Raw genomic sequence first — 11715 nt, 5'->3', positions numbered from 1 at the left:
GCGCGGCCGGTCCGGGTCGGGAGCATCGGGGCGATCAACTCCCATTGGGCGTCGGAGAGCATCTGGAACCGGGACATGTCCCCAGGGTCTCAGCTGACTCGTGCATCTATTCTCAGACACGCCCTAGAGCCGGCGCTCCAGGTGGCCCTATGACCCCACTTGACCCTCACCTCACGTGAGGGCCCAGGCTGAGGCGCATGAGCAACTACTACAACGCAGTCGAGATGAGCCCTGTCCTCGCCCCCGGCCCTGAGGCCACCGCCCCGGAGCGGTTCGAGGGGATCTACCGGATGCCCTCGTTCGTGACGATCCCCACATCAGACCTGACCGCCTCGGTGGACTTCTGGACGCAAGGGCTCGACTTCTTCGAGCTGTTCAGCGTGCCCGGTCAGCTGGTCCACCTGCGCCGCTGGGCCTTCCAGGACGTCCTGCTGGTGCCGACCCCCGTCACCCTGGAGCAGGAGGCGCCGGCCATGAGCGTCAGCTTCGCGTGTCTGCTGGATCAGATCGATGACCTCGAGCAACGGTGCCGCGCCGCAGGTGTCGGCGCAGTCGGCGAGCCCGTGGACACGCCCTGGGGTTCGCGTGACCTTGAAGTGATCGCCCCCGAGAAGGCACGCGTGGTCTTCACGGCCACCAAGCCCTTCGATCCGGCCAGCGCCACGGCACAGAACCTCGAGGCCATGGGGATCACCGCCCCCGACGCCGTCAGGCAGGACAATGAGGTGCATGCCTGAGAAGCCCGACGCCGCGGACCTGCGAGGCCAAACGCATTCGCCAGCGCCACGAGCACGCCACCGCCGAAGACAGCCGCGACTACTACGCCGCCGTGCTCGCCCACGTGCACGAGCTCAACGCCGCCTTCTCCGAGCCACTCCCGGCCAATGAGGCCCGCGACATCGCCGCCAGCATTCACCGATGGGTCACCACGCGCTTCTACGGCTGGACAGACGCCCGCACCGTCCAGCAGGCGTCCCTGTCCACGCTCCAAGCCTTCAGAGGCCGCCAGAGCGGAGCGAAGCGACGCAACGCCGTTGAGGAGCGTGCCCGTTTGATCGTGGGAGAGGACGCATGACCAGCACACCTACACGCGCCAAGCGCAAGCAGACCGCCCGCGAACTAGCCGAGCGATTCGGAGTCTCGCCGCGCACCATCCGCCGCACCGTCGCCCAGGAACGCGCGGACTACTTGGCGGACGCCGCCGCGCGCCATGAACGCATCCGCGCCCTGCGCGCGGAAGGGCTCTCCATGCGCGCCATTGCCGCCAAGGAAGGCGTCACCGTCGGGACGGTGCACTACGCGATCCACAAGGACGACTGAGACTAGCAAGAAAGCCCCTCAGCGTCTCAACGGAGGACCAGCGACATCAGAAGGCTCTGACACGGAAACGTGCTCTACTCCAAAGTGCGAGCTCCTAAGGGCCGCGATGAACGCCAACCGGCCATCAGCATCGCCCAGGAAGAGGTCCTCTTGAGCGAGAGGGATCAGAGAGCAATAGCGGTGCATAGAGAACGCACAGTATGGTGGGGCGCGTCACATCCACTCGAAGGAGACTCTCGTGCCCGACAAGCATCGACCGCGCCTCTCTCGTCTAGCCCAGTCCGGGGCCGCGTTTTCCCTCGTAGGAGCCCTCACCATCAGCAACTTCGGGGCTACCGCCTGGGCGGCCCAGCCCGCCTTCACCCCTCAAGCAACAGACGGGTACGCAGCCGCCGCCTCGCTTCCCGGCGACTTCGAGAATCAAGGAAGCACATCCAGCGAGTGGGATGATTACTTCTCTGATCTTCTAATCGAGGAAAAGAAGACCGGCCCGGAAGTAGCCGAAACGCAGGCGTTGCCCTGGGCTGTCTATAGGTGCCTCATGGGAATCGGTCTCAATGGGCCTCAGATCACCCAGATCATGGTTCGGGGGACCCCTGAGGCGCTTCTCGCCGCAGGAGGACGGGCTGCGCTTGCCTGCCTGAGGGGAAAGTGACCTATGCCACTCCGAGGCATTTCCCGCTCAGCCCTTGAAGAGGAGCTAAGGGCAGTCAACGCGAAACTCTCCACCCACCCTCTAGCATCCGCTCCAGTCAAGGAAGCGCACGCACTCATTGCAACGATGCAAGGAGCAGACAAGACAGAGGTCTCCAAAAGGCTGTCTGACAAGGGGCTCCCATCCCTCGACGAACTTGGAGCCCTCCAGCTCAAGGGGTCAGTTTCTTGGTGGCGCCTAAACAGGAAGAAGAATAAGCTCGAAAAGAAGCTAGAAGAAAAATCAGAATGACGAATATTATAGTCGCTTTGATTGAGAGCCTCGCTTCTAGCTTTGTGACCCCACCCCCTCCTGTGATTAGTTCACTTCTTATGAAGAATTGAACTACTTTTCACACTGGCACGGACTACCCAGCTCCAGCCAATCCCAAATGGCCCTCCCGCGTCCTCGTGGAGCGGTCCGGGGTGCACCCCGGACCGCTCCGGCGCACGGTTGCCCAGCCCTGCGAGAAGTACTTCGTCAAGGTCGCCGCGCTCCATGAACGTATCCGCGCCATGCGCACCGAAGACATGACCATGCGCGCCATTGCCGAGCGCGAAGGCGTCAGCACACGCGCCGTTCATTACGCGATCCACAAGAACGACCCGCCGCGCACCCCGGACACCCCCCAGGCCACGAGCAACGCGGGCAAACCAGATGGCCAGCACCGGGCAGTTCCCGTGGCCATCACTGGGCAGTCCTCATGGCCGTCAGCGGGTCATTCCCTGGCCACCTATGGGCAGCTTTTCATGGCCGCTTACACAGGGCCAGGGGGTCCGTCAGATCGCACGCACGCTGGGACGTGATCCCGGCACGATCAGCCGTGAGCTGCGCCGTAACTGCGCCACTCGTTCCGGGAAGCAGGAGTACCGGGCCACGGTGGCGCAGTGGAAGGCCCAGGAAGCTGCCAGGCGGCCCAAGCCGGCGAAGCTGGCCACGAACCAGCGACTGCACGACTACGTCCAGGCACGCCTGAACGGGGTGGTCCTGGGCCCCGATGGCGTGGCCGTGCCGGGACCGGTCGGGCCCGGTTTCAAGGGGCGGAAGATGAAACCGCGCCGGGCGGACCGGCGGTGATCCACGGCGTGGAGCCCTGAGCAGATCAGCCACCGGCTGCGCCTGGAGTTCCCGGATGATGTGTCCATGCGGATCTCTCACGAGGCGATCTATCAGTCCCTGTTCGTCGAGGGACGGGGCGCACTCAAACGCGAACTCGTCGGGTGCCTACGCACCGGACGGGCTCTGCGCGAGCCGCGGGCACGTACCCGGAACAAGCCCCAGGGCCACGTCACCGAGGACGTGGTGTTCAGCAAGCGCCCACCTGAGGCCGCTGATCGTGCTGTGCCCGGGCACTGGGAAGGGGACCTGATTATCGGGACCGAGCGTTCAGCGATCGGGACTCTGGCCGAGCGGAAGAGCCGGGCCACGCTTCTGGTCCACCTTCCCCGCCTGCAGGGATGGGGTGAGCAGCCGCCGGTGAAGAACGGGCCGTCGCTGGGCGGGTACGGGGCCGAGGCGATGACCGCGGCCCTGACTAAGGCGATGACGACGGTGCCGGAGCAGCTGCGTCAGAGCTTGACGTGGGATCGGGGCAAGGAGCTGGCCGGGCATGTCCAGTTCACGATGGCCACGGGCACGAGAGTGTTCTTCGCTGACCCCCACTCGCCGTGGCAGCGGCCGACGAACGAGAACACGAACGGGGTGCTGCGGCAGTACTTCCCCAAGGGCACGGACCTGTCGAGATGGTCGGCCGAGGACCTCGCAGCAGTCGCGTACACGCTGAACAACAGGCCCAGGAAGGTCCTGGACTGGAAGACTCCCGCGGAGGTCTTCGCCGAGCAGCTACGCTCGCTCTCAACGCACGGTGTTGCAACGACCGGTTGAACCCGCCCAATTTCGAGCCAGGCGGTTCGTGGAGACGCTCCGGGTCAACGGCCTGGTCGGGTCGATGGGCAGGGTCGGTGCTGCTGGGGACAACGCGGCAATGGAATCCTTCTTCGCGCTGTTGCAGAAGAACGTGCTGAACCGGCGTCGCTGGCAGTCCTTCGACCAGCTCCGGCTCGCGATCGTGAGCTGGATCGAGCGGACCTATCACCGCCGTCGTAGGCAGGCCCGTCTCGGGAAGCTCACCCCTGTCGAGTTCGAGATGGTTCAATCAGTCCAGGCGGCTGCCGCCGCCTGATAACTCGTGTCAAGCAAACTCATGGCAGACCCTTCTCACGCGCCTGAATCTCGCCGTCATGGATCGACAGCACCTCGGTCTGTGCGCCAGCCCGCTCCAGAAGCGCCGCGCAGGCTCTGACTGACCGACATCAGGAAGCACTTCACGGCTGAGGAGAAGCTCTGTCTCTGCGCGAACAAGGCCGTCGCAGGCCGCGGCGGTGCAGCCGTGGTGGCTGGGTGCCTGGTGCACGAGGACCGGGGCTCGCAGTTCCGATCTGGCCTATTTCAGGACGCGCGCACCCGTCATGGGCCGATCGGCTTCGTACTCGACGTCCTGACGCGCGGTTCTGCCGGCCGGTCGGCCTGATCCCGCGCTCCGGGTGATCACGGCGTCGGATCGAGCCTGACAGGTCAGCGTCGGCGCCGTGGTGGATGGCATGCACCACCCCCACGAGCGCCGTGTCGCGTTCAGCACTCTGGTGGGCCTACCTGCCCCCTCACTCCGCCAGGAATTCCAGCAGGATCCGGTTGAACTCCTCGGAGTGGCTGATGCTGAAGCCGTGCGGGGCATCCTTGACGAGTTCGACGCGGCTGCCGTCGATCGCCTTGTGCGTCCGCTTGCCGGAGCCCTTGAACGGCACGATCTGGTCGGCGTCGCCGTGCAGGACCAGGGCCGGCACGGTCACTGCCGGCAGGTCGCGGCGGAAGTCGGTGGCCCCGAACGCGTCCATGCAGGCCAGCGCCGCCGTCTGGTCGGACTGCAGCGCCATCCGGATGGCCTCCTGGCGCTGCTCCTCGGTGACCTTGAGGCTGCTGGTCAGGCCGGCCAGCTTGGGGGTGGAGAAGAACGTCGTCGTGAAGTCGTCGAAGAACGACTCGCGGTCCTTCTCGAGACCCGCGCGCATCTCGGCGGCCTGCTTCTCGGTCAGCGGGCCGTCGGGGTTGTCGTCGGTCTTCAGCAGGTACGGGGGCACCGCGCCGGCGAACACCACCGAGTGGATCCGGTCCGCGCCGAACCGGGACATGTAGCGCGCCACCTCGCCACCGCCCATCGAGAAGCCCACGAGCGTCACGTCACGCAGGTCGAGCTCGGTGAGCAGACCGTGCAGGTCGGCGGTCATCGTGTCGTAGTCGTACCCGCCGGCGGGCTTCTCCGAGGCACCGAAGCCCCGCCGGTCATAGGTGATCACGCGGTAGTGCGGGGACAGGGCTGCGACCTGGTCCTTCCACGAGTCGAGGGTCAGCGGCCAGCCGTGGATGAGGACCACGGGACGCCCGTGGCCGGCCTCCTCCACGTTCAGTCCGATCGTGCCGTGGTCCGTGGGGATCTGCATGAGGGTCATGTGCGTCTGCCTTCCTGTGCTCTCGGGGGACGACGGCGGCGCTCGGCCGCCGCTTCCTCCTCACGCTAGGCACGCGCTCGGCACGTGTCAGGCTTCGGTCTCCGCCATCCTGCGCAGCGTCAGCGCGTTGAACGCGGCGTGGCCGTGGTTGTCGTTGTTGAAGTAGACGTAGGCGGGGCGCGCGCCCGCCGCGTCCGCGCCGGTCAGCTCCCGCAGCCGCTTCACCCAGGGGGAGAGCTCGGCGTCGGAGAACGATCCGCCGTAGCGCCAGTCCGGGTCCGCGTTGTGGAAGCGCACGTAGGCGAGGCGGCCGGTCGCGCGCAGCACCGGCTCCCGCCCGGCGATCACCGAGACCACGAACCCCGCCCCGTGCCGGTCGAGGAGGTCGAACACGTCCTCGTCCAGCCAGGACTCGTGCTGGACCTCCACCGCCACGCGCACCCGCTCGGGCAGCAGGCCGAGGAACCCGGCGAGTCGGTCGTCGTCGCGGTGCAGGTTGACCGGCAGCTGCAGCAGCAGCGGCCCGGCGTGGTCACCGAGCAGGTCCAGGGTGTGCACGATGCGCTCCACCCAGTCCTGCGGCTCGTTGAGCTTGCGGTAGTGGGTGAGGTAGCGGGAGGCCTTGACGGCCATCTCGAAGCCGGCGGGCAGGCGCTCGCGCCATGCCTCGACGGTGCTGTCCGCCGGCCAGCGGTAGTGGGAGCCGTTGAGCTCGACCGTCCGGAAGCGCTCCGTGTAGTGGTCGAGCTGGTCGGCGATCCGCAGCCCCTGCGGGTAGAAGGTCCCGCGCCAGTGCCTGTAGGTCCAGCCGGAGGTCCCGATCCGCACGTCCATCCCCCGACGATAGCCCCGGCCCGGGTTCCCGGGTCTTGCCTTCACCCTCCGTCGCCCGCGTAGCGTCCCGCTGATCATCGCGGTGGCTCAGAGGTACGACCGGAAGATGGGCATCGGCTCCCTGATCGCCACGATGCTCCCGTCCTCGATCGCCTTCCTGCCCGCGTGCACCGGCATGGTCATCGGCTGGAGGTGGCTGGGCCTGCCGCTGGGCCCGAACGCCCGGTCCAGTACACACCGTGACCGGCCCGGTGCCCGCCCGCGACCCGGGCGCCCGTCCACTACTGTGACAGGAATGGACACGACGCGATTCGACGACGACCTGCGCGCGATGCTCGGCGAGGTGGAGTCGGACCGCCGCGGCGAGCCCTCCGACTACCTCGAGGACGTCGCCGGCCAGCATGTGGACGGCCTCGCCGTGGCGGTGTGCACGGTGGACGGCCACCAGGCCGCCGCCGGGGAGACCGAGCACGCCTTCGCGCTGCAGTCGGTCTCCAAGGCCCTCACCTACGCGGTGGTGCTGCAGGAGATCGGCCTGGACCACGTGCTGGAGGACGTGGGCGTCGAGCCCTCCGGTGAGTCGTTCAACCACCTGTCCCTGCACGACGACGGCCGGCCGTGCAACCCGCTGATCAACGCCGGCGCCATCCTGGTCCACTCCCTCCTGCCCGCCGGGGACGAGGACGAGCGGACGGCCCTGCTGCTGCGCCGCTACAGCGCGCTGGCCGGCGTCGAGCTGGAGGTCTGCGAGGACGTCCTCGACGCCGAACGCACCCGCGCCGACCGCAACCTGGGCCTGGCCCACCTGCTCGCCGACGCCGGCCGGCTGCCCATCTCGGCCCGCGAGGCCGTGGCCGGGTACCTCGCGCAGTGCTCGGTCCTGGTCACCGCACCCCAGCTGGCCGTCATGGGCGCCACCCTCGCCGCTGGCGGCAAGAACCCCGTGACGGGGGAGCGGGTGCTGGACGAGTGGGTGGCGCAGCAGACGATGTCCGTGATGCTCACCTGCGGCATGTACGACGCCAGCGGCCAGTGGGTGGCTGAGGTCGGCGTGCCCGCGAAGTCCGGCGTCTCGGGCGCGCTGCTCGGTGCCGTGCCCGGGGCCCTGGGCCTCGCCGCGTGGTCGCCGCGCCTGGACGAGCAAGGTAACTCCCGGCGTGGCATCGGGTTGTTCGAGGGGCTCAGCTCGCGCTGGGACCTGCACGTGCTCCAGCACCGTGGCGCCCTGCGCGGCCTCAGCGGGCCCCGCTGACCCCGCGCTGATGCCTAGCCGCCGCGCCGTCGTCGCGTGGGCCACCCCGCCGACGACGCCGCGCTCCGTCCCTTGTCACCCTCTGGCGCGCGCCGCGTAGCATCGGGCCCATGACCACTCCAGAGAAGAAGGACGACGCCCCCGCGATCCCCGTGCAGGACTCCCAACTGGCCCACGACGACCCGCGCACCCGCCACCCGAAGCTCCGCGTCGACAAGCAGCGCCAGCCCGAGCCGGGCCTGGACGTGAAGACGGATCCCGTCCCGGACATCGGTCTGGACTCGTACCGGGGGATGGGTCGGCTGACCGGCCGCAAGGCCCTGATCACCGGCGGCGACTCCGGCATCGGTGCCGCGGTCGCCATCGCCTACGCCCGTGAGGGCGCGGACGTCGCCATCGCCTACCTGCCTCAGGAGCAGCCCGACGCCGACCGCGTCCTGGCGGCGATCGAGGCGGCCGGGCGCACCGCCGTCGCGTTGCCGGGCGACCTGATGGACGCCGACTACCGCGCCTCCCTCGTGGACGAGGCCGCGCAGCGCCTCGGTGGCCTGGACATCCTCGTGAACAACGCGGGCAAGCAGTTCATCTCCGATGACCTGGCCGATCTCACGGACGAGCAGGTCCACGAGACGTTCCAGATCAACATCATGTCCATGTTCACGCTCAGCCGCGCCGCGCTGAAGCACATGGGCCCGGGCAGCACGATCGTGAACACCACCTCGGTGCAGGCCTACAACCCCAACCCGAGGCTCCTCGACTACGCGGCCACCAAGGGCGCCATCAACAACTTCACCAAGGGCCTGGCCGAGCAGCTCGGCCCGAAGGGCATCCGTGTCAACGCGGTGGCGCCCGGGCCCATCTGGACGGTGCAGCACGTGTCCTACGGTGAGCCCGAGGAGAAGCTGCCCGAGTTCGGCCACAGCACCCCCATCGGCCGCGCCGGCCAGCCCGTGGAGATGGCGCCCGCCTACGTGTTCCTTGCCTCGGGCGAGTCCAGCTACGTCAACGGCGAGACCCTCAACGCCAACGGCGGCACGCCCACCCCGTGACCGCCCGCCTCCTCGCCGACGTCGACACCGGCATCGACGATGCCTGCGCCCTGCTCCACCTCGTCGGCGCCCACCGCCTCGGCGCCGGTCCCGAGCTCGCGGCCATCACCACCACGGGCGGCAACGCGACCGCCCGGGACTGCGCCCTGAACACGGCTGCGGTGCTGGACCTGGCCGGTCGGGCCGACGTCGAGGTGGCCGTCGGTGCCGAGACCCCGTTGCGCCGGCCCGCGGTCACCACCCCGGAGACCCACGGCGACGGCGGTCTCGGCCATGCCCGGATCGATCGGCGCCCTGAGTGGCTCTCGCCCCGGCCCGCCGTGGAGGTGTGGCTGGACGAGCTGCGGGCCCACCCCGGGGAGACGACGATCCTCTGCACCGCGCCGCTGACGAACCTGGCCCTCGCGCTGCGCGTCGAGCCGCGCCTGCCGTTCCTCGCCCGCGGCATCGTGATCATGGGCGGCTCCTTCTATCATCCGGGCAACACCACGCCCACCGCCGAGTGGAACACCTGGGTGGACCCGGACGCCGCGAAGGAGGTGTTCGCGGCCGTCGAGGGCCTGCCCGAGGATCGCCTGCCGGTGGTGTGCGCGCTCGAGACCACGGAGCGGATCGAGTACACGCCGGCCCTGCTGGACGGCCTCCTGGCCGACGCCGGGGCCCGCCCCGTCGGCTGGTCCGCGGACCGACCGCGGGTCGCCGGGCCGGCCGCCGCGACCGGCCGCCCCGTCCTGGACGTGCTCGCCGACGCGCTGCGCTTCTACTTCGAGTTCCACCACGACTACGACCAGGGCTACATCGCCCACCTGCACGACCTCTTCGCCGCCCAGGTGGCCGCGGGCCAGGCCCGCATCGCCACGCGGGCCACCGTCGTCGACGTCGAGGCGGACTCGGAGCTGTTGCGCGGCACCACCGTCCACGACACGCGGGACATCTGGGGCAGGCGCCCCAACGCCCGGCTCGTCACGGCCAACGACCCCGCGGAGGTGTTCGCGGCCTTCGCCCGCGCGGTGGGCGCCGTCGTCGCGGGGGAGCGCACGCTCGACGGCGGTTCCCCGGCCCGGTGACCGCCGTCGGGAATGCCCCCCGTCCGCGTGCGGTTGCACCCGAGGCATCCGCCCGACCCCGACCCTCCAGGAGCTCCCTCATGACCGACGTTCCCACCGTCCCCTTCCACGACGGCCAGCAGATCCCGCAGCTCGGGCTCGGCGTGTGGCAGGTCGAGGACGACGTCGCGGCCGACGTCGTCGAGCAGGCGATCCGCGCCGGCTACCGCCACATCGACACCGCCGCGATCTACGGGAACGAGGAGGGCGTGGGCCGCGGCATCGCCGCGTCCGGCGTCGCCCGCGAGGAGCTGTTCCTCACCACCAAGGTGTGGAACTCGGACCAGGGCTACGAGGAGGCGCTCGCCGCCCTCGACGTCTCGCTCGACAAGCTCGGCACCGACTACGTCGACCTCTACCTCATCCACTGGGCCAAGCCGGCGCAGGGGAAGTACCTGGACACCTGGAAGGCCCTGATCGAGGCGCAGAAGCAGGGCAAGGTGCGCTCGATCGGCGTCTCCAACTTCCCGGCCGCCCAGCTCGAGGAGATCATCGAGGCCACCGGCGTGGTGCCCGTGATCCACCAGGTCGAGACCCACCCGTACTGGCAGCAGCGCGAGCTGCGCGAGGTCGAGGGCCGCCACGGCATCGTCCACGAGTCCTGGTCCCCGCTCGGTCAGGGCGGCGACCTCCTCGCCGACCCCGTGGTCACGGAGATCGCCGAGGCCCGCGGCGCGACGCCGGCCCAGGTGGTCATCGCGTGGCACCTCGCCCACGGCTTCGTGGTCATCCCCAAGTCCGTGACGCCCGAGCGCATCGTCTCGAACCTCGAGGCCGCGGGGGTGGAGCTGACCGACGACGACGTCGCCCGGATCGACGCGCTGGACCGCGAGGACGGCCGTCTCGGCCCCGACCCGGCGGTCATCGACTTCTGATCCAGCCGCCATCGCGCGCACCCGGCCCGTCCCCCTGGGGGCGGGCCGGTGATAGCTTTGCTCGAGAATGCCCGGCGACCGCCGCGCCGCCCGGGCGCATCTGTCCAGGCACTCCACGGAAGGCATGCACCATGTCCCACCAGGCTCCCCCCGCCGATGCGTCGAAGGTCCGCGCGCCGCGGACCGCCGTCCCGGTGACCCCGCAGACCCGCGCGAGCTCGCTGACCGACCTGCTCGGCGCCGTCGTGCGCCTGTTGCCCCTGCAGATGAAGGACGAGCTCGAGCTCGCCAAGAGGCACGTGGCCGCGAAGGGCAAGAAGGCCGGCATCGGCGCCGGCATCGCGGTGGTGGGCCTGTTCTTCCTCGCACTCATGGTGGTCGCCCTCGTGGTGACCCTGATCGGCGCCTTCGCCGACCCGACCTTCTGGTTCCCGGCGCTGATGGTGGCGCTGGCGTTCCTCGTGCTCGGCCTGATCTTCGCCGGCGTCGGCCTCATGATGGTCAAGGGCGCCATGCCGCTCGTGCCGCAGGAGATCGTGCGCAACCTCGAGTACGACCTCGGCTACCTCAAGGAGGGCAACGCCTTCGATCCGGCCGAGTACGACCGCCTCAAGGCGGAGCGCGCCGAGGCCAAGCGTGTCGAGGCCGCCCGCGAGGCCGAGCGGAAGAAGGTGGAGAAGGAGGAGAACAAGAAGGCCCGCAAGAACGGCGAGGCCGCTCCCCATCCGGACCGCGCCGACGCCAGCGAGGCGGAGATCCGTCGCCGTGCCGACCTGCGCCGCCGCCACCTGGGCGACATCCGCTCCGGCCTGGACGAGAAGACCAGCGTGAAGGGCCAGCTCGCGGCCTTCGCCGCGCAGCGCAAGGGTCGCGGCGTCACCCCCGAGACCGCACACGCCACCGAGCAGACCGCGCCGTTCACCGGTGCCGCCCGCGCGGGGGAGCGGACCGCCGAGGCCGAGGACTACGTGAAGGACAACTGGCAGCCGCTCGCGCTGCTCGGCGCCTCCTCCGCCGCGTTCGTGGCGCTCGCCGGCCGCCTGCGCCGCCGCTGACCCGGGGGGGGGGCCCGCCCTCCC

General features: G+C 69.4%; 12 protein-coding genes and 3 pseudogenes. 13 read left to right on the top strand and 2 right to left on the bottom strand.

Features of this window, described 5'->3' with window-relative positions:
• Positions 1–197: 197 nt before the first annotated feature.
• The 7 genes and pseudogenes from J1M40_RS04470 to J1M40_RS04440 all read left to right on the top strand — a co-directional run.
• Positions 198–737, top strand: a complete 540-nt coding sequence (locus tag J1M40_RS04470) for a VOC family protein (RefSeq protein ID WP_101966174.1) — start codon at positions 198–200, stop codon at positions 735–737.
• Between the two features lie 92 nt (positions 738–829).
• Positions 830–1075, top strand: coding sequence for a primase C-terminal domain-containing protein (locus tag J1M40_RS04465; protein ID WP_020626394.1), 246 nt, complete (start codon positions 830–832; stop codon positions 1073–1075).
• Positions 1072–1320, top strand: coding sequence for an HTH domain-containing protein (locus J1M40_RS04460; protein ID WP_020626395.1), 249 nt, complete (start codon positions 1072–1074; stop codon positions 1318–1320). The genes J1M40_RS04465 and J1M40_RS04460 overlap by 4 nt, the downstream gene beginning before the upstream one ends.
• 238 nt (positions 1321–1558) lie before the next feature.
• Positions 1559–1975, top strand: a complete 417-nt coding sequence (locus J1M40_RS04455) for a hypothetical protein (RefSeq protein WP_144819257.1) — start codon at positions 1559–1561, stop codon at positions 1973–1975.
• A gap of 3 nt (positions 1976–1978) precedes the next feature.
• Positions 1979–2266 (top strand): hypothetical protein, encoded by a 288-nt coding sequence (locus tag J1M40_RS04450; protein WP_144819255.1) that lies wholly within the window; start codon positions 1979–1981, stop codon positions 2264–2266.
• Between the two features lie 510 nt (positions 2267–2776).
• Positions 2777–3898, top strand: a pseudogene (locus J1M40_RS04445) (IS30 family transposase); the annotation flags it as partial.
• 4 nt (positions 3899–3902) lie between these two features.
• Positions 3903–4196: pseudogene (locus J1M40_RS04440) on the top strand (IS3 family transposase); the annotation flags it as partial.
• 478 nt (positions 4197–4674) lie between these two features.
• Here the strand turns inward: J1M40_RS04440 and J1M40_RS04435 are convergent.
• Both J1M40_RS04435 and J1M40_RS04430 read right to left on the bottom strand, forming a co-directional pair.
• Positions 4675–5520, bottom strand: a complete 846-nt coding sequence (locus tag J1M40_RS04435; protein WP_010079170.1) for an alpha/beta fold hydrolase — start codon at positions 5518–5520, stop codon at positions 4675–4677.
• A gap of 87 nt (positions 5521–5607) precedes the next feature.
• Positions 5608–6354 (bottom strand): DUF72 domain-containing protein, encoded by a 747-nt coding sequence (locus J1M40_RS04430; RefSeq protein WP_170721237.1) that lies wholly within the window; start codon positions 6352–6354, stop codon positions 5608–5610.
• 70 nt (positions 6355–6424) lie between these two features.
• Here J1M40_RS04430 and J1M40_RS13020 point away from each other — a divergent pair.
• The 6 genes and pseudogenes from J1M40_RS13020 to J1M40_RS04405 form a co-directional block, all read left to right on the top strand.
• Positions 6425–6568, top strand: a pseudogene (locus tag J1M40_RS13020) (AbgT family transporter); the annotation flags it as partial.
• A gap of 81 nt (positions 6569–6649) precedes the next feature.
• Positions 6650–7606 (top strand): glutaminase A, encoded by a 957-nt coding sequence (gene glsA, locus J1M40_RS04425; protein ID WP_170721227.1) that lies wholly within the window; start codon positions 6650–6652, stop codon positions 7604–7606.
• Positions 7607–7716: 110 nt separating this feature from the next.
• On the top strand, positions 7717–8655 hold the full coding sequence (locus tag J1M40_RS04420; RefSeq protein WP_144819955.1) for an SDR family oxidoreductase: 939 nt from the start codon (positions 7717–7719) through the stop codon (positions 8653–8655).
• Positions 8652–9722, top strand: a complete 1071-nt coding sequence (locus tag J1M40_RS04415) for a nucleoside hydrolase (RefSeq protein WP_206450490.1) — start codon at positions 8652–8654, stop codon at positions 9720–9722. Before J1M40_RS04420 ends, J1M40_RS04415 begins: the two co-directional genes overlap by 4 nt.
• Before the next feature lie 80 nt (positions 9723–9802).
• Positions 9803–10636, top strand: coding sequence for an aldo/keto reductase (locus J1M40_RS04410; RefSeq protein ID WP_044659469.1), 834 nt, complete (start codon positions 9803–9805; stop codon positions 10634–10636).
• A gap of 131 nt (positions 10637–10767) precedes the next feature.
• Positions 10768–11691: a phage holin family protein gene (locus tag J1M40_RS04405; RefSeq protein WP_078026177.1), complete on the top strand. Its 924-nt coding sequence runs from the start codon at positions 10768–10770 to the stop codon at positions 11689–11691.
• Positions 11692–11715: the final 24 nt, after the last annotated feature.

Origin of the sequence: Micrococcus sp. KRD026, assembly GCF_017168445.1 — a bacterium.
Taxonomy (GTDB): Bacteria; Actinomycetota; Actinomycetes; order Actinomycetales; family Micrococcaceae; genus Micrococcus; species Micrococcus luteus.
This window is presented reverse-complemented; position numbering and strand designations above follow the sequence as displayed.